The sequence below is a fragment of the Geotalea daltonii FRC-32 genome (assembly GCF_000022265.1).
Classification (GTDB): domain Bacteria; phylum Desulfobacterota; class Desulfuromonadia; order Geobacterales; family Geobacteraceae; genus Geotalea; species Geotalea daltonii.
The window spans coordinates 118,035-134,695 of sequence record NC_011979.1; the positions used below are offsets into that span (position 1 = coordinate 118,035).

A 16,661-nucleotide genomic window follows, 5' to 3' on the forward strand; every position below is an offset into this window, starting at 1 on the left:
AAACATCCCAGCCAAGATTTGCCCTCACTATCCCCGTCGCAACATCCAGAGGTACATCCAGTGCATGGGCTATGGCAGAAAGGGTGTCAACCGTTCCCTGGCGCTTACCCTCCTCGCCTTGCTCGTGTTATTGGCAAAAGAAAAAAATCAGGGATAATATCAAAAGCAACGATCTTTATGCTGTTGAAAACGCTGCCACATTACGAGCAGCCTAAGAATGCACCTTCCTGAGTCACTTGCCTGGGTGCTATTATGGCTTAGACAGTAAGTCTTACGACCCACGATGTATTTGTGCATACAGTCCAAAAGGAAAAGTGGGAGAGCGTCATGGATTCCGAATCCAAGCTGGGATTTAGCTCTTATACGCCAACTGAATTGATGGAACTATGCCGAAAAAATCCTGACCTTTTTGATGAGATGGCTGCCGACGCTATCAGGCAGGCCTGTCTCGGCGGGACTCCGGAGCAAACGCTCAAACTCCGGCAGATGCAATGGATTATTGACGCAAAGCTGCAGAAAGGGAAGACACCACTTGAAAGACTGCGTATAATGGAGAACATTTTCTACGATCAGGTATACAGTGATAAAGGGCAACTTTATAAACTCATTGCGGGGTGGGCCGAAGTGCTTGGCGCCATCAATCCTAGAAGGCCTGTTTCCGGCAAAAAATCCCATATGCGCCTGTTAAAAAAATAACGGGGTCAACCGACAACGGCGCCTGACCTGACCATTTCGTAAATTCTCCGCTATAGCCTTTATTGCTCCTTTGTTGCCCCGCTAAAAACTCAGCCACTTGCATCTCTCCCCCGGAAGGTTCATACTTTTGCAGATCAAAAAGCTCCCTTGGAGGGTTCCATGAAGGTGATAACCATCTTTGCCCTGGCCGCGTCGCTAATGCTGCTCGCCGCCTGTCAGGATCTGATGCTGGAGAATGTTGCCCGTGATTTTGGCCTGAGCGGCCTGACCCTGAATCAGGGCATTCTCGATGACGGAACGATCATCAAAGGACTGAAGGAGGCTTTGTCGGTCGGTACCGAGCGGGCGGTAGGGGTCGTATCCAGGCAGAACGGCTATTTCGGCAACCAGGTCATCAAGGTGCTGATGCCGGAAAAGATGCGCAACGTGGCGGAACTGCTTGGCAAAGTCGGATTTCAGCGCCAGGTGGATGAGTTTGTCCTCAGCATGAACCGGGCGGCGGAAAAGGCGGCGCCGGTGGCGGTGGAATATTTCGTCGTTGCCATCCGGGAGATGACCTTTGCCGACGCCCGTCAGATTCTCAAAGGGGGGGACACTGCGGCAACCGAATATTTCAGGGCCAAGACCGCCACCAGGATCAGCGATGCCTTCAAGCCGTCCGTGGCCAAGAGTCTCACCGATGTGGGAGCGACTCGCACCTATAAATCCATGATGGCCACCTATCGGTCGCTGCCTTTTACTTCAACCACCAGTTTCGACCTGGACCAATATGTGACGGCAAAGGCGGTGGATGGACTCTTTACCATGCTCGGCGAGGAAGAGAAGAAGATTCGTTCCAATCCTGCTGCCCGCACCACCGAACTGTTGCGAAAGGTCTTCGCCGGATAAGGTCCCGCGCAGCCCATCCAGGTGGCTCCTACCCAAGCAAGTACCATTTTCGAGCAAGCTCCTCCTTAAGTTATCCTTCTATGCCCCCTTCTTCCGAGAAAGGGGGCGAAAAGAAAAAACAAACAAAATAAAAATTTCTTTGTAACAACGTTTGATTTTTTACTTGCATCATAATAGGTATTATGGTACCAATATACATAATTAAGAAATATCCACTGTTTGCTGGAGAAAAACAGAGAAACAGAGATTCTAGAAAAGAGTACCAAGGGGAGGATTACATGAAAATTTTGGTATGTATCAAACAGGTTCCGGATATGGAATCACGTTTCAAGGTCAACAGCAGCGGCGACTGGTTCTCCGATGCGGACCTTGCCTTCCGCATCAACGAGTATGACGAATACGCCGTTGAGCAGGCTGTGCAGTTGAGGGAGCAGCTGGGTGACAGTTCCGAGCTGACCGTGCTTTCCATCGGTCCGGACCGGGTCCAGGAGGCGATCAAGAAGGCATTGGCCATGGGGTGCGATCGGGGCGTCCATATCCAGGATCCGGATGTACACAAGAAAGACCCGTGGCAGGTTGCCTCGATTATCGCCGCCTATGCCAAGGGTAAGAATTTTGACATCATCTTTACCGGCTTCCAGTCACAGGATCGTGGCTCCGCCCAAGTGGGGGTCACCGTTGCCGAACTCCTGGGTCATGCCTGCGCAACCACCCTGGTCGGTTTCGAGTATGCAGACGGGGCAGTCAAGGCGAAGCGGGAGCTCGAGGGGGGAGTCAAGGGGGTTGTCCGCCTGAAAGTGCCGGCCCTGGTGACCTGCCAGCTGGGTCTCAATATTCCACGTTACCCGACCCTGCCCAATATCATGAAGGCAAAGAAGAAAGAGATAGAAGCCATAGGAGTAGCCGATGTGCTCACAGAGCAGCCGTTGTCGGTTACCGCCAGCTTCTACCCACCGGCCAAAAAAGGTGGTGGCATCGTTCTCGAAGGGGATGTGGCGGATCTTAGTGACAGACTGATCAGCATACTCAAAGACAAAACTTCGGTTTTGAGATAGGAGATAACCATGAAAGCATTGCTCGTTGGTGAATACAGGGAAGGGAAGCTTCAGGACAATATTTACGAACTGGTTGCCTTTGCCGGCAAACTGGGGGCCGATGTTTCCATGGCGTTGGTCGGCGATGCCGCCAATGTTCCACGTTGCAACGGCACACTTCATCTGGCGGATGTGGCCAAATACGGCGAATACAATCCGGGTCTGCACCGGGACCTGATACTGGAAGCAGTGAAAAAGGAAGATCCCGACTACATTGTCTTTGCCCATTCATCCTATGGCTGGGACCTGGCTCCCCGCGTGGCGGCCAAGCTCAAGGCAGCCCAGATCTCGGAAGTGATCGGACTCAATGACGGCAGCCTGGAAGTGGGCTGCTGCAATGCCAAGATGCGCCGCACAGTCAAACCTGCAGCAGGCAAAGCTGTCGTGACTTTGCAGGCAGGTGCTTTCTCCTTTCAGGGGGAGCAAGGGACGCCGGCAGTGGTGGCTCTTGAAGTGGCCGGAGCTCCAGATGTGGAATTCCTCGGCTACGAGCCTGCCGAGGCAAAAGATGTGGATCTTACCAAGGCAGAGATCATCGTCAGTGCCGGCCGCGGCGTCGGCAAGAAAGACAATATTCCGGTTATCGCCGCACTGGCCAAGGCCTTCGGCGGCGAGCTCGGCGCGAGCCGGCCGGTGGTCGATGCGGGATGGGTTGAGCACAGCCACCAGGTGGGTACGACTGGGCAGACGGTCAGTCCGAAACTCTATGTGGCCTGCGGCATCAGCGGCGCCATTCAGCACCTGGCAGGGATGAAGAAATCCGATTTCATCGTCGCCATCAACAAAGACAAAGATGCACCCATCGGCGAGGTGGCGGATGTGCTGGTTGTGGCCGACGTGCTTCAGTTCGCTCCGGCCCTGACCGCAAAACTCCAGGGATAGCAGGCTGGGGTCGATTGTATCCTTAAATTAGTATTGCGGTACTCGTTTACTCTAAAATATAAGAAATGGAAATCAAAGGAGGCAACATGTCCGAAGTAGGCTATCGCTGGTCCATGACCGCCGTGGGGGAGCCCCTGGTGAGATCGGAATTCAATCCCTTTCCCCCTGCAGCCGGGGAAGTGGTGGTGGAGGTGGCAGGTTGCGGTGTCTGCCACACCGACCTGGGTTATTATTACGACGGTGTTCGCTTCAACCATCCTGCGCCGCTGGCTCTGGGCCACGAGATAAGCGGCCGCGTTGTCGCTGCCGGTGCAGGGGCGGAAGAATGGCAAGGCAAGGCTGTCCTGATACCGGCAGTCATTCCTTGCGGGACCTGCGATCTCTGCCTTTCCGGACATGGCACCATCTGTCGTCAGCAGCTCATGCCGGGCAACGACATCCAGGGTGGCTTTGCCTCGCACATCAAGGTGCCGGCTCGCGGGCTGTGCCCGGTGGATGAAAAGAAGCTGTCTGCAGCTGGCTTCGAACTGGCGGACATTTCTGTTGTGGCCGATGCGGTGACCACCCCGTACCAGGCGGTGGTACAGGCCGAAGTTGCCAAGGGGGATCTTGCCATCGTCATCGGTATCGGCGGGGTAGGGAGCTATGCCGTGCAGGTGGCCAACGCCTTCGGGGCAACGGTTATCGCCATCGACGTGGATCAGGCCAAGCTGGACAATATGGCAAAATACGGTGCGGCGCTGACCATCAATTCCCGCGAGGTGCAGGGCAAAGACCTGAAAAAAGTCATTCAGACCTTCGTCAAGGAAAAGGGGCTGCCCGCAACCTGCTGGAAAATTTTTGAATGTTCCGGGACCACCCCCGGCCAGGACACCGCCTTCGGCCTTTTGACCTTCGGCGCAACCCTGTCGGTGGTCGGTTTTACCATGAACAAGATTGAGCTGCGTCTCTCCAACCTGATGGCTTTCCATGCCAGGGCACTGGGCAACTGGGGATGTTTGACCGAGCTCTACCCGGCAGCCCTGGACCTGGTCCTGGATAAACGAATAGCCCTCGCTCCCTTTATCGAAAAGCATCCCCTTGACCAGATCAACGAGGTGTTTGCCGAGGCCCATGCCCACAAGCTGACCAGGCGGGCCATACTCGTTCCCAAAAAGTGAAGTACCGGATGGACGTAACGCAGAACGCAAAACAAGGACTGAAAGATAAAGGGAGGAGATGAAGATGAGTGAAAGCCCACTGAAAGTATCCCTGGAGCGGGATGGCATGCTGCTCCGGCTGACTCTGGCCAGACCCAAGGCCAATATTGTCGATGCCGCCATGATAGCAGCACTGCAGTCAGCCCTTACCGAACATCTGCCGAAGCCGAAGCTCCGGGCGGTGCTCTTGTCGGCGGAAGGCCCCCATTTCAGTTTCGGCGCCAGCGTCGATGAGCACATGCCGGACTGTTGTGCCCAGATGCTGAAGAGCCTGCATGCCCTGGTCCTGCAGCTGGTGGAGAGCCCGGTGCCGGTGCTGGTTGCCATAAATGGCCAGTGTCTGGGGGGTGGACTTGAAGTTGCCGCCGCCGGCCATTTGCTTTTTGCCGCCCCCGGCGCCATGATGGGCCAGCCCGAAATCAAACTGGCAGTATTTGCCCCCGCTGCTTCCTGCCTGTTGCCGGAACGGATCGGCCAGGCCCAGGCTGAAGACCTGCTGTTTTCCGGACGCAGCATCACCGCCGAAGAGGCACTGCGCATCGGCCTGGTGACTGCCATTGCTGAAGATCCCGACAAGGCGGCGCTGGATTATTTCGACAAGAACCTGGCTTCAGTCAGTGCCAGCACCCTGCGTTTTGCCGTGCGGGCCGCCAGGGGAGACGCCATGCAGCGTATCAGGGCCAAGCTGGCCGCCGTGGAAAAGATGTACCTGGTGGAACTGATGTCCACCCATGATGCAGTGGAAGGATTGAAGGCGTTCGTGGAAAAACGGCCGGCAGTCTGGCAGGATCGTTAAGCAGGAAGAAAACAATACCTAAAATCAACAATCATAAACGGAGGAGCAAATGGATCTGAAGGGAAAAAATGCAATCGTAACCGGAGCCAGTCTGGGAATCGGCAGTGCCATCGCGCTGGATCTGGCAAAGAATGGCGCCAACGTGGCCATCAACTACCGCAAGCACAGTGAAGAGGCCAACGCCATCTGTGCTGAAATCCAGAAGATGGGACAGAAAGCTATCGCTGTCCAGGCCGACGTGGCCAGCTTCAAGGATGCCCAGGCTATGGTGGACAAGGTCGTCGCCGAGCTGGGCAGCGTCGATATCCTGGTCAACAACGCCGGGGTCAACCGTGACGCCGTCATCTGGAAAATGACTGAAGAGCAGTGGGACGAATGCCTTGCCATCAACCTGAAAGGGTATTTCAACTACTGTCGCGCCGTTGCCCCCGTGATGAAGGACCAGGGGAGCGGCAAGATCGTCAACGTCACCTCCATCAACGGTATGCGCGGCAAATTCGGTCAGACGAACTACTCTGCCGCCAAAGCCGGCATCATCGGCTTGACCAAGGCCCTTGCCCGCGAACTGGCAAAATCCAACGTCAACTGCAACGCTATCGCCCCGGGCCTCATCGAGACGGAAATGATGGCAGCCCTGCCGGAAGATGTGAAGCAGAAATCCCTGGCCGACATCGTGCTCGGCCGCATGGGCAAGCCGGAAGAAGTGGCCTGGCTGGTCACCTTCCTCTGTTCGGAAAAATCGCGCCACATTACCGGTGAGTGCATCAAAGTTGACGGCGGACAATATATTTAGAACCATTCGGCATAACTCCCCCTGACCCCTTTAGGCCCCGCGGGTCCTCTTATCTTAAAGGGGGGGAATTCCTCTCCTCCCCTTAAGATAAGGGGAGGCCGGGAGGGATTATGAAGGGTGCCGAACACGATACAGATATTTAAAAAATATTTGCACAATTTTATGGAGGCTCCAATGCGTGAAGCAGTAATAGTAGATGCAGTACGGACGCCGGTCGGTAAATGGGGCGGCGCCCTTAAAAATGTCCGTTCGGACGACCTGGCCGCACATTGTATAGCCGAGCTGGTCAAGCGGACCAAGATCGATCCTAACCTCATCGAGGATGTGGTGCTGGGCTGCACCAACCAGGCCGGTGAAGACAACCGCAACGTGGGGCGGATGGCTGCGCTTTTGGCCGGCCTCCCTTATTCGGCTGCCGGGCAAACCATCAACCGCCTCTGCGCTTCCGGTCTCAACGCCATCAACAGCGCTGCCCAGGCCATCAAGGTGGGTGAGGGGGATGTTTTCATCGCCGGCGGCACCGAGTCCATGACCCGCGCCCCCTTTGTCATGGCCAAATCCGAGTCACCTTTTTCCAGAGACGTAAAAGTTTTCGACACCGTCATCGGCTGGCGTTTCACCAATCCCAAGATGACCGAGCCCTATGCCAAGGAAGGGATGGGAGAAACCGCAGAGAACGTGGCGGTGCGCTACGGTCTGACCCGCCAGGAGCAAGATGAATTTGCCCTGGATACCCAGAAAAAATGGGCAGCTGCCGATGCAGCCGGTAAATTCAATGATGAGATAGTACCGGTGGTTATTCCCCAGAAAAAGGGTGACCCGATAATCGTCAGCCGTGACGAGTTTCCCCGCGGAAACGACGTGACCATGGAGCAGCTGGCCAAGCTTCCTGCTGCCTTCAGGAAGGATGGCACCGTAACTGCCGGCAATTCCAGCGGCATCAATGACGGGGCTGCGGCGCTCCTGCTGATGGAGGCCGAAACCGCCAAGAAGCTGGGTTACAAGCCTCTGGCGCGGGTCGTTGCCAGTGCCGTTGCCGGTTGCGACCCCTCTTACATGGGACTGGGCCCCATCCCGGCGATCCAGAAAGTCCTGAAAAGGGCCAATCTGAAGATCGAAGACATCGATTTATTCGAGCTGAACGAGGCCTTTGCCGCCCAGTCCATTCCCTGCATTCGCGAGCTGGGCATCGACCCGGCCAAGGTCAACGTCAACGGCGGCTCTATCGCCATCGGCCACCCTCTTGGCTCCACCGGCGCACGCATCACGGCAACCCTGGTGCATGAGATGAAGCGCCGCAATGCACGTTATGGCATCGTTTCCCTCTGCATTGGTGTCGGCCAGGGTATCGCTACGGTGTTCGAGCGGGTATAACGATCCTATGTCGGACTGACTCCTAGGGGCGTGGAATATCACGCCCCTTGTTTATGCTTCATCCGGGAATTCTGTGAAATAAAAGACAGTCGCGACATCGTCCGTTCGCTCTGTCGCCACAGCTGCGGACCTTGCAATGCCGCCCGCATAATGGTACACGATGCGTGAATTGGTAGGTTGCCTCCGTTCCACATGCGGCGGGTGTCCGCTCGCCGCTGTAGCTCGTCGCTCTCTCCCGATGCCACGACTGTCTTCCCCGGAAATGTCTGAAGAATCTTGTTTTTCGGGGGATGGTTATGTCAGAGAAGACACGAAAACTGCGCATTGATTTCCATGTTCATCTTTCGCAGTACACCTACCACAAGCCGTGGGTAACGGAATGGATGAGCCGCCAGCATCCCGAAGGTTATGAGGCATTCATCCGTCGCTACAGCGATCCGGGGGCATTCGAGGAACTGCTCTCGGCGGAAGGGGTCGATTATGCCTGCATCCTTGCCGAGCTGAGCTACGTCACCACCGGCGTCTGTACCAACAAGCAGGTGCGGGAGTTCTGCGCCGGGAGAAAACGGCTGATTCCCTTCTGCGACCTCAATCCCCACCTCTATACCGATCTGGGGGCGGAACTGCACCGCAAAGTGGAAACCGAAGGCTTTCGCGGCATCAAGCTTTACCCCACCTACCAGCATTACTACCTCAACGACACCAGGATGTATCCCCTCTACCGGGCGGCCGAGGATCTGGGAATTCCGGTGCTCATCCATACCGGCTCATCGGTGTTCACGGGTTCGCGCATGAAGTATGGCGATCCTCTCCACCTGGACGACGTGGCCGGGGATTTTCCCTCGCTGAACCTGGTCATGGCCCATGCCGGACGCGGCTTCTGGTATGATAGGGCCTTTTTCCTTTCCAAGCTCCACGCCAATCTCTATATGGAAATATCAGGTCTTCCTCCGGCTAAATTGACTACCTATTTTCCGGAATTCTCCCGCAACACGGACAAAATCATCTTCGGCAGCGATTGGCCGGCGGTTCCCTCCTTGAGCGGCAACATGAAGGCAATTGGTGAACTCCCCATCTCCAAGGAAGGGGCAGATAACATCCTGGGGGGTAATGCGGCGAGGATTCTGGGATTATAGCGGTTGGCGAGTGGCAGGTGCGGTTGCCGTGGCTTCATTGTTCGTTCTGTCGCCCCAGCTGCGGACCTTGCGCCGACTCTTGTCCTGACTTCCTGAGTATCCGATTGCTGCTTCTTCATACTTCGTGGCGGGTGTCCGCTCGCCGCTGCGGCTCGGTCACTCTCTCCCGAAACCACGGCAACCTGGCAAATTTTTGCATTAGCACCGAAAACCCATTAAAGCCTTGCCAGCAGGCGGCGATAGTCCTCTTCCGTATCCAGATCCATGAGAATGGCCGGAGTTTGGACTTCGATGCTTCGGATTCTTCCGGCATATTCCTGAAAGAGGGTCCTGGCGCCGCAGTCGCCGTTCAATGTGTCCATAAGGGGAAAGGTTTCCCGGCTGAAAAGAACCGGATTGCCCCGCTGGCCGTCAAAGGTGGGGATGACGATGGGGGCGTGGGAATCGGCAAAACCGGCCATGATCAGGTCGATGGTCTCAGCGGTGACCAGCGGCTGATCACCAAGGAGAAAGAGGGCGGCGTCGAAATTCACCGGAATCGCGTTCAGTCCAGCTTTCAGTGACGAACTCTGTCCCGTCTCATAGGCACTGTTGATAACGGTAGTGACGCTTTTTTGCTCCAGAAGCGGCTTGATGCGTTCCGCTTCATGGCCGAGCACGACGATCACTCGCTGCAGGCTTGAAGCCAGGGCATTTTCCACCACCCGTTCAATGACGGTCCGACCCCGGAAGGGGAGAAGCTGTTTCGGTTGACCCATGCGGCGGCTGCTGCCGGCGGCGAGAACGATGCCGGCCACCTTGGGCTCAGGCTGATGAAAAAGCCCCGTCTGCCGCGTTGCCCTTACCATTCGTCGTTGCGGCGTACTCATAGGTGCGCCTCACTCCTCTGGTCTCGGGCGCCTTGCCCCTGGGACTTGTTGATCAGCCTGGCATACCCTGTCATTGGCTTCCTCCAACGTAGACACGGTGCACATTGATGCCTTCCAGAAGCTGACCGACCATGACCGCCTCGGCGACGGAGGGGGAGGCTCCGTTCAACTGGAGCGCGACGGCAGCTCCTTTCTCCTCCAGTTCGAGGGTATCAGCCTTGTTGAGGAAGATGAATCGTCGTGCCTGGGCCGGAGCCCCCTTGAAGGCACCGGAAGGATGGGCGAGAAGTCGGGCCAGGGCGGGAACGGTGATTGTTTCACCTGGCGAAAGCTGCATCAGTTCCCCTGCCAGTTCCGAGCGAAAGACCATTTCTTCTCCCAGGGGCCTGCCGAGCACCTCCAGCCCGGCCAGGGCGACGACGATGGAGGTATTTTCGGGGATGACCGGTTCATGGGCTGCCGGCGCCTTGAGGGGTTTTCTGGCTGCACCGTCGGCCTCCACGACCACCCAGTCGAATAGCCCGGAGTCTTCGAAGGTCCGGATCGCATCGGGGGGAAAGCCGTTCAGTTTATCGGTCTGGGGGAGATAGGCGGCTGCTGCCGAAATGTGCATTCCCGCAGCCTGATGGGTTTTGGCCTGGCGGAGGATGACCTGCGGGTCCTGGTCGATGAGGAGCGTTTCCGATTGCTCGGCGGTAGGAATGAGTATCTTGGTGGTGGTCGTCGTCAGAACCCGCTTGCCGGAGTAGGCCAGCTGCCTGGCCAGGTGAAACATCAGGCTTGTCTTGCCTCCTGCACCGACGATGCTCACTACGCCGTTCGGTCCGATCCCCACTATTTCGGCAAAGGATTTCATAGCCTTACCTGTTGTAAACAGCGAGTATCGCCTCCAGCACCGATCCCCCCAGCGCCCTGGCCTTCTCGGAAACTGTATGGCAATAGCCTGCATCGCCCCGCGGATCGATATCGCCGATCTTGAGGCCGGTGGTGACCTGGGAGCCGGGGCGGATCAGGCCGCGCAGGATGCCGTCGATGGGGGCAGTAACTGCCTCGGTGCCGACCTGGCCGATGACGTCACCTTTGGTTATCTGGTCGCCGATCTTTCTATCGGTGGTGAAGGGGCCATTAGCCTTGGCACGGAGCACCCTTTCCTTGGTGAAGCCGCCGATGTTCCCAGGTATGCCGGTATTGGCTTCCGCCTGACCTGCGGTAATCAATCGCCCAAGATTATGTCCCCGATTGGTTTCAACCACCACATGGCAATCGGTGCCGGCGGTAAAGCCGGGACCTAAGGCTATCACCAGCGGTGCATCGGTAATGGCTGTGCCCAGATTGCGTTTGGCAATGGTGGCGTCGATGAGGATATCGGGCTGCATACGGCCCACCGTGTCCCCTTTCGGATCGACCATGACGGCGATCCTTCCCGTTTCCCAGGCATGGGCGAGTCCTGCGCCGTCTTCAATCCTGACTGCTTCGATCCCTTCCACTGCCATCTGCCCGTCATGGACAGCTTCGCAGAAGGATACCTCCCGGCGAACCGCCAAGGGGAAGGAGGTCTCCAGCATGAGCAGGCGAGAGAACCCTGAGCGGTGAAGACGGCAGGCAATGCCGCTCGCCATTTCCCCGGCCCCTTTCATGATGATTACCCGTTCCTTCAGCGCTTTCATGACCTTACTCCCGGCCGTAATAGGTGGCAAGTAGCTGACTGGCAATGCTGATGGCGATTTCCCGTGGGGAATTGCCGCCGTTGTCGTGGCCGATGGGGCAGCGGACGAGGGATAGGTCAAGCCCCTTTTCCCCCAGGTTTTTCTTGATGCCGGCCCACTTGGATTTGCTCCCCACCATTCCCACGTAGCGGGTGTGGTGCGGCAGCACATCCTCCAGCACCTGCTGGTCCATGGTGCCGCTGTAGGTCATGATGGTGACGAAGGTGCGTTTGTCGCACCAGTTGGCTTTACCGATGAAATCACTGTAGTGGCACTGGTGTCTGATGGCGGTACCGGGAAGGGTGGGGGCGTTGATCCATTCGTCCCGCTCATCGATGAGGTGGACGCGGAAGGGGGTGCCTTCAAGGACATGGGCGAGGGACTGGCCGATGTGACCGGCACCGAAGATGTAGAGAACGGGGTTGTCATTGATCAGTTCCATATGGTACTCCATGGTGCCGCCGCAGGCGGGAAATTCGCCCCTCGGTTTCAGGGGAACGGTGCCGGTGCCCCCCTGCATGCTTTCGAAGCACTGACGGGCATCCTCCAGGGCGTAATACTCAGGCGTGCCTCCACCGACGGTGCCGAAAAAGGTCCCGTCCGGCAGGACAATCATCTTTGCCCCACCCTTGCGTGGCGTGGAGCCGCTGCTTTTGGTCACCGTCACCAGCACCGCCAGCTGATTGCTGCGCCGCAGTTCGTCCAATTTGCCGATCCAGTCCCACATGGCGTACCTCGTTTAGTCAAAACCATAACCTGTAAAACCTCAGCCACGAATTTCACGAATGAACACGAATATAACTAAAAACTCCTTTTGCTTTTAAGTGATTCGTGCCAATTCGTGTCATTCGTGGCTAATTGGCTTTATGCCTTTGCCTCTTCCCGTTCCCGTTTTTCTTTCAATGCCCGCCAGACCTTTTCGTAGGTCAGGGGGAGGCTGTTGACCCGCACCCCCATGGCGTCGAAGATGGCATTGGAGAACATCCCCAGCGTCGGATTTGTCGAGCCTTCGCCGATTTCCTTCACTCCCCACGGCCCGGACGGTTCGATGCTGTCCACAACCTCCGACTGGATGGGAGGCATGTCCATGGCGGTCAAAAGCCGGTAGTTGGCCAGCTCGGCATTCTTGATCCGTCCCTTGTCGTCAAAGAGGACCTCCTCCCAGACCGACTCCCCCATTCCCATGTAGAGGGCGCCATGGACCTGGCCGTGGAGCAGGCGCGGGTTGATGACCTTGCCGCAGTCGTGAACATCCCAGATGCCGACGACACTGATTTCTCCAGTTTCCTTGTCGATGGATACTTCTCCCACCTGGGCGCCGAAGCTGTAGGCGGGGGAGGTGCCGACCGCTGCCCCCTTGAAGCTACCCCCCAGTTTGGGAGGCGTGTAGGCGCCCCGGCCCAAAAGCGGTCCCTTGAGGACAAAGTGCCGGCGGGCCGCCTCCTCGAAGGTAACTGATTTTCCAGTGCGGGATTTGGAGAAGATCACCCCTTCCTCGCATTCCAGGTCATCGGCGGGGAGCGAAAGCATGGTCGAAGCCATCTCCAGCAGCTGTTTCTTGATCTCTTCCCCGGCCTGCTTGACGGCGGCCCCGGACATGTAAGTCTGGCGGCTGGCATAGGCGCCGAAATCCAGCGGCGTTATCTCCGTATCGGCGGCGACGATCTTCATCTGTTCGTAGCGGTAACCCATGGCCTCGGCGGCCATCTGACAGAGTATGGTATCGGACCCCTGACCGATGTCAACGGAGCCGGTATAGAGCGTCGCTGCCGTGCCGTCTTCATGGACCTTGATGAAAGCGGCGGCGTGGGGGAGGTCGGTGCGGTAGATGGGGTAGCCTGCGCCAGTGACGAAGCTGCCGGTGGCAACACCGATGCCGCGGCCGTGGGGAAGGTTTTTCTTCTTCTCATCCCAGCCGGAAATTTCCCTGGCCCGCTCCAGGCACTCGCGCATCTTGCAGGAGTTGACCTGGAAATCATTGGGGGTGACCGTGTCGGCACGCCTGGCATTGCGGATGCGGATATCCATGGGATCGATCCCCAGGTCAGCAGCCACATTGTCCAGGTGGCTCTCGAAAGCATACTTGGGCTGGGGTGCGCCGTGGCCTCGCTGGGCGCCACAGGCGGGGAGATTGGTATAGACCCGGAACATGTCGAACTGATAGTTGTCGAATTCATAGGTCATGGGGAGCAGAGCGCCGGCATAGTAGGCGCTGGCGATCCCCAAGCTGGTGTAGGCACCCCCATCCATGACGAAATTGGCCTTGGCGGCAAGGATCTTGCCGTCCTTGTCCACCCCGGTGGTTATCTCCATGTACTGTGCGTGCCGCCCCCGGTTGTGGGCGAACATCTCGGCCCGGTCATAGAAAGTGCGCACCGGCCGCCCGGTCCGCTTGGCAAGCACGGCCCCGGCGAACTCAAGACCGGTAGGCTCCAGCTTACCGCCGAACCCTCCGCCCAGATAAGGCTTGATGATCCTTACATCACCCATGGGCATGCCGAATTCCCGGGCGATGTAGTACTGGAAATAGTGGGGAGACTGGGTGCTGGCATAGATGGTCAGCTTTTCCCCTTCCCACATGGAGATGGAGGAATGGGGCTCGATGGGGGTCTGGTAGGTACGCTGGCCGACGAAAACGTCAGTGCGCACATGGTGCGCCTCTGCCAGGGCCTTTTCCACGTCGCCGAACTCCTGGTGGATCTCGGTGTTGATGTTCCGCTCGTACTCCTCGTGGACCAGGGGCTGCCCCTCATCCATGGCGTGGCGGAAATCGAGCACCGCCGGCAGCTCCTCGTACTCCACCTTGATCAGCTTCATGGCCTTGTAGCAGGTCTCCTCGTCGACGCAGGCGACGGCAGCCACCTTGTCGCCGACGAAACGGACCTTGTCGATGCAGAAGATGTTCTCGTCCCAGCGGGCCGGGCTCAGGCCGTACTTCAATTCCGGCACGTCCTTGTGAGTAATGACCGCCTTCACCCCCGGCAGAGCCTCCGCCGCCGAGGTGTCGATGGAGACTATCCGGGCGTGGGCGTAGGGGCTGGTGAGGATCTTGCCGTAGAGCATGTTGGGGAACTTGAGATCGCCGGTGTACTTGGCGCCACCGGTAACCTTATCGGGGCCGTCGATACGCGGGACGCTGCGGCCGATGACTTTATGGGTATCACTCATCTTGGATTCTCCATGTTCGCGTATGCGTAGGGGCGTACCCGTGTGTGCGCCCTTATCTCGGGCAGACACATGGGTTTGCCCCTACGAGGGTTGCGATGTTGTATTAATGGTCTTCCGGCGCTGTCCGCCCCTGGGAGGCTGCCAGCACTGCCTCCACAATATGGACATAGCCGGTGCAGCGGCAGAGATTGCCGGCGATGGCCTCCCTTACCTCAGTTTCAGTCGGGTGCGGGTTACGGGTCAAGAGCGCCTTGGCCGACAGGACCATGCCGGGGGTGCAGTAGCCGCACTGGACGGCGGCATGATTGATCATGGATTCCTGGATGGCGTCCAGTTTGCCGTTGGCGGCGACCCCTTCGATGGTGGTGATCTCCCGGCCGTCCACCTCCACCGCCAGCATCAGGCAGGAATCAACCGGCTTACCGTCAAGAAGGACCGTGCAGGAGCCGCAGTCTCCCAGCTCGCACCCCTTCTTGGTACCGGTAAGGTCCAGCTGGTCGCGCAGTACATTGGTCAGGATGGCGTTGCCCTTTACCAGCACCGTTTTTGCGTCACCGTTTACATTCAGGGTGATCAGGTAACGCTGCACCCCGTCTTTGTCAGTTATCATTTGTGGCATATCATTCCTCCTCACACGTGGCCTTCGTCAATAGCCTTGCGCAGTGCCCGTTTCGTCAGTACGCCAACCAGGTTACGCCGGTATTCGGCAGAACCGCGGATACTGTCCCGTGGGCGGCTTGCTGCCGCAGCCTTTTCCCCGGCTTCAGCCAACAGGTCGTCGTTTATTTTTTTGCCCCGCAGGAAGTCTTCCGCTCCCTTGGCCCGCATGACGGTAGGAGCTGCCGAGGCCAGGACGACCCGTGCGTCCTCCAGGATGTCTCCTGCAACCCTGACCGAGACGGCAACCCCCACAACGGCCAGGGCGCCGGAACGGCGCAAGCCGAACTTCATGTAGGTGCTGCCGGTGGTGGGCTGGTCCGGGATGGTGATGTCGGCAAGGAGTTCTCCCGGCGCAATCACTGTCTCGGCCGCACCATGGAAGAAATCCTCCAGGGGCATGGTTCGTTCCCCTTTGACGGATACCAGGCGGATAGAGGCATTAAGAGCAATGAGGATTGGCGGCAGGTCGGCGGAAGGGACACCATTGACAATGTTGCCTCCCACTGTCCCCATGTTGCAGATCTGGTTGGAGGCCATGGTGTGGGCAGCCATGGGAAGCGACAGAAAACGTTCCTGGAGAAGCTTCGAGGTGTAGATGGCATTGTGGCTGGTCAGCGCCCCCATGACGATGCCGCGGCCCGGTTCATGGCGAATGGTACGCAGGTCGTCCAGGTGCTTGAGGGAGACCAGGTTCTCCGGAGCCAGTTTTCCAACCTTCATCTTGTGCAGGACATCGGTTCCTCCCGCCAGAACGATGGCCTTGTTGCCAAGCTCTGCCAGGAGCGTGCAGGCCTCATCAAGGGTTTGGGGGGCATGATATGCAAAATCGGGCATGTACATGGTTCATCTCCTCAGGCTGTCGGGTCTTCCACAACTTTTGTCGGACCCTTGTCATTGTTATCTTGCATACAAGCTATTTCTTCAAAAAAAATGGATGGTGGTCATTCCCTGAAATCCTTGAGAAACCGCTTAAGGAGAAGCCTTTCCTCCGGTGAAAAGCCCTTCAGCAGTTCGTCGTTGGTCTGTTCCATGGTTGCCGCCAGTTGGCCGATGGCGGCAGTTCCCTTTTCCGTCAGGTAAACCCTTGCCACACGCCCATCCTGTGCGTCGGCCTCTCTTCTCACCCAGCCCGACGTCACCAGCCGGTCAAGGATGCCGGCCAGGGTGGCGGTATCAAGGGAGATGCGCCGGCCGATCTCGCCGACGGAAAGCCCGTCCTCCTCCCAGAGTGCCTCCATGAACAGGCATTGCATGGGAGTGAGGGCAAATGTCTGCAGCCGTCCTTTCAGGGTTCCCTGGGCGCGCTGATGGGCTTTGGCAAACAGAAAAACTATGTTGTCCCGGTAGGAGATCATCCTGGTCAATTCCTCTTGCATACAAGATATCTCCAGTGTGGTTTT

The 16,661-nt window shown here is 57.6% G+C and carries 17 protein-coding genes; 9 read left to right on the forward strand and 8 right to left on the reverse strand.

Annotated features, from left to right (window positions below):
* The first annotated feature begins 327 nt into the window (after positions 1 to 327).
* From GEOB_RS00455 to GEOB_RS00495, 9 genes are all read left to right on the forward strand, one after another.
* A complete protein-coding gene (locus GEOB_RS00455; RefSeq protein ID WP_012645196.1) occupies positions 328 to 696 on the forward strand; it encodes a DUF3135 domain-containing protein in 369 nt (122 codons plus the stop codon).
* 159 nt (positions 697 to 855) lie between these two features.
* The gene (locus tag GEOB_RS00460) at positions 856 to 1,584 is read left to right on the forward strand and encodes a DUF4197 domain-containing protein (RefSeq protein WP_012645197.1); all 729 of its coding nucleotides are present in this window, start codon (positions 856 to 858) and stop codon (positions 1,582 to 1,584) included.
* 278 nt (positions 1,585 to 1,862) lie between these two features.
* Entirely contained in the window at positions 1,863 to 2,639 is a 777-nt protein-coding gene (locus GEOB_RS00465; protein ID WP_012645198.1) for an electron transfer flavoprotein subunit beta/FixA family protein, read from the forward strand.
* A gap of 9 nt (positions 2,640 to 2,648) precedes the next feature.
* A complete protein-coding gene (locus tag GEOB_RS00470) occupies positions 2,649 to 3,560 on the forward strand; it encodes an electron transfer flavoprotein subunit alpha/FixB family protein (RefSeq protein ID WP_012645199.1) in 912 nt (303 codons plus the stop codon).
* Positions 3,561 to 3,646: 86 nt separating this feature from the next.
* Positions 3,647 to 4,720 (forward strand): 6-hydroxycyclohex-1-ene-1-carbonyl-CoA dehydrogenase, encoded by a 1,074-nt coding sequence (had, locus tag GEOB_RS00475; protein ID WP_012645200.1) that lies wholly within the window; start codon positions 3,647 to 3,649, stop codon positions 4,718 to 4,720.
* Positions 4,721 to 4,784: 64 nt separating this feature from the next.
* Entirely contained in the window at positions 4,785 to 5,555 is a 771-nt protein-coding gene (locus tag GEOB_RS00480; protein ID WP_012645201.1) for a cyclohexa-1,5-dienecarbonyl-CoA hydratase, read from the forward strand.
* Between the two features lie 49 nt (positions 5,556 to 5,604).
* Entirely contained in the window at positions 5,605 to 6,348 is a 744-nt protein-coding gene (gene fabG, locus GEOB_RS00485) for a 3-oxoacyl-[acyl-carrier-protein] reductase (RefSeq protein WP_012645202.1), read from the forward strand.
* A 174-nt stretch (positions 6,349 to 6,522) separates the two neighbouring features.
* Positions 6,523 to 7,722 carry a thiolase family protein gene (locus GEOB_RS00490; protein WP_012645203.1) on the forward strand — a complete coding sequence of 400 codons (1,200 nt, stop codon included), beginning with the start codon at positions 6,523 to 6,525 and terminating at the stop codon, positions 7,720 to 7,722.
* A gap of 296 nt (positions 7,723 to 8,018) precedes the next feature.
* A complete protein-coding gene (locus GEOB_RS00495; protein WP_012645204.1) occupies positions 8,019 to 8,858 on the forward strand; it encodes an amidohydrolase family protein in 840 nt (279 codons plus the stop codon).
* Positions 8,859 to 9,073: 215 nt separating this feature from the next.
* Here the strand turns inward: GEOB_RS00495 and mocA are convergent, their stop codons facing one another.
* The 8 genes from mocA to GEOB_RS00535 form a co-directional block, all read right to left on the reverse strand.
* On the reverse strand, positions 9,074 to 9,727 hold the full coding sequence (gene mocA / locus GEOB_RS00500; protein ID WP_012645205.1) for a molybdenum cofactor cytidylyltransferase: 654 nt from the start codon (positions 9,725 to 9,727) through the stop codon (positions 9,074 to 9,076).
* 70 nt (positions 9,728 to 9,797) lie between these two features.
* Positions 9,798 to 10,583 (reverse strand): selenium cofactor biosynthesis protein YqeC, encoded by a 786-nt coding sequence (yqeC, locus tag GEOB_RS00505; RefSeq protein WP_012645206.1) that lies wholly within the window; start codon positions 10,581 to 10,583, stop codon positions 9,798 to 9,800.
* Positions 10,584 to 10,587: 4 nt separating this feature from the next.
* Complete coding sequence (yqeB, locus tag GEOB_RS00510) at positions 10,588 to 11,394, reverse strand: selenium-dependent molybdenum cofactor biosynthesis protein YqeB (protein ID WP_012645207.1); 807 nt, start codon at positions 11,392 to 11,394, stop codon at positions 10,588 to 10,590.
* 4 nt (positions 11,395 to 11,398) lie between these two features.
* On the reverse strand, positions 11,399 to 12,160 hold the full coding sequence (locus GEOB_RS00515; RefSeq protein WP_012645208.1) for an XdhC family protein: 762 nt from the start codon (positions 12,158 to 12,160) through the stop codon (positions 11,399 to 11,401).
* A 137-nt stretch (positions 12,161 to 12,297) separates the two neighbouring features.
* Positions 12,298 to 14,601 carry a 4-hydroxybenzoyl-CoA reductase subunit alpha gene (gene hcrA, locus GEOB_RS00520; RefSeq protein ID WP_012645209.1) on the reverse strand — a complete coding sequence of 768 codons (2,304 nt, stop codon included), beginning with the start codon at positions 14,599 to 14,601 and terminating at the stop codon, positions 12,298 to 12,300.
* Between the two features lie 103 nt (positions 14,602 to 14,704).
* On the reverse strand, positions 14,705 to 15,220 hold the full coding sequence (locus tag GEOB_RS00525; protein ID WP_012645210.1) for a (2Fe-2S)-binding protein: 516 nt from the start codon (positions 15,218 to 15,220) through the stop codon (positions 14,705 to 14,707).
* A gap of 11 nt (positions 15,221 to 15,231) precedes the next feature.
* Positions 15,232 to 16,101, reverse strand: coding sequence for an FAD binding domain-containing protein (locus GEOB_RS00530; protein WP_012645211.1), 870 nt, complete (start codon positions 16,099 to 16,101; stop codon positions 15,232 to 15,234).
* Between the two features lie 101 nt (positions 16,102 to 16,202).
* The gene (locus tag GEOB_RS00535) at positions 16,203 to 16,637 is read right to left on the reverse strand and encodes a MarR family winged helix-turn-helix transcriptional regulator (protein ID WP_012645212.1); all 435 of its coding nucleotides are present in this window, start codon (positions 16,635 to 16,637) and stop codon (positions 16,203 to 16,205) included.
* Positions 16,638 to 16,661 lie beyond the last annotated feature (24 nt).

Excerpts from the sequence above, each read along its gene's own strand:
- GEOB_RS00495 (WP_012645204.1), top strand. The coding sequence starts at position 8,019 with ATGTCAGAGAAGACACGAAAACTGCGCATTGATTTCCATGTTCATCTT.
- had (WP_012645200.1), top strand. The coding sequence starts at position 3,647 with ATGTCCGAAGTAGGCTATCGCTGGTCCATGACCGCCGTGGGGGAGCCC.
- GEOB_RS00480 (WP_012645201.1), top strand. The coding sequence starts at position 4,785 with ATGAGTGAAAGCCCACTGAAAGTATCCCTGGAGCGGGATGGCATGCTG.
- GEOB_RS00525 (WP_012645210.1), bottom strand. The coding sequence starts at position 15,220 with ATGCCACAAATGATAACTGACAAAGACGGGGTGCAGCGTTACCTGATC.
- GEOB_RS00455 (WP_012645196.1), top strand. The coding sequence starts at position 328 with ATGGATTCCGAATCCAAGCTGGGATTTAGCTCTTATACGCCAACTGAA.
- GEOB_RS00460 (WP_012645197.1), top strand. The coding sequence starts at position 856 with ATGAAGGTGATAACCATCTTTGCCCTGGCCGCGTCGCTAATGCTGCTC.
- GEOB_RS00530 (WP_012645211.1), bottom strand. The coding sequence starts at position 16,101 with ATGTACATGCCCGATTTTGCATATCATGCCCCCCAAACCCTTGATGAG.
- GEOB_RS00470 (WP_012645199.1), top strand. The coding sequence starts at position 2,649 with ATGAAAGCATTGCTCGTTGGTGAATACAGGGAAGGGAAGCTTCAGGAC.
- GEOB_RS00465 (WP_012645198.1), top strand. The coding sequence starts at position 1,863 with ATGAAAATTTTGGTATGTATCAAACAGGTTCCGGATATGGAATCACGT.
- fabG (WP_012645202.1), top strand. The coding sequence starts at position 5,605 with ATGGATCTGAAGGGAAAAAATGCAATCGTAACCGGAGCCAGTCTGGGA.
- hcrA (WP_012645209.1), bottom strand. The coding sequence starts at position 14,601 with ATGAGTGATACCCATAAAGTCATCGGCCGCAGCGTCCCGCGTATCGAC.
- GEOB_RS00515 (WP_012645208.1), bottom strand. The coding sequence starts at position 12,160 with ATGTGGGACTGGATCGGCAAATTGGACGAACTGCGGCGCAGCAATCAG.
- GEOB_RS00490 (WP_012645203.1), top strand. The coding sequence starts at position 6,523 with ATGCGTGAAGCAGTAATAGTAGATGCAGTACGGACGCCGGTCGGTAAA.
- yqeB (WP_012645207.1), bottom strand. The coding sequence starts at position 11,394 with ATGAAAGCGCTGAAGGAACGGGTAATCATCATGAAAGGGGCCGGGGAA.
- mocA (WP_012645205.1), bottom strand. The coding sequence starts at position 9,727 with ATGAGTACGCCGCAACGACGAATGGTAAGGGCAACGCGGCAGACGGGG.
- GEOB_RS00535 (WP_012645212.1), bottom strand. The coding sequence starts at position 16,637 with ATGCAAGAGGAATTGACCAGGATGATCTCCTACCGGGACAACATAGTT.
- yqeC (WP_012645206.1), bottom strand. The coding sequence starts at position 10,583 with ATGAAATCCTTTGCCGAAATAGTGGGGATCGGACCGAACGGCGTAGTG.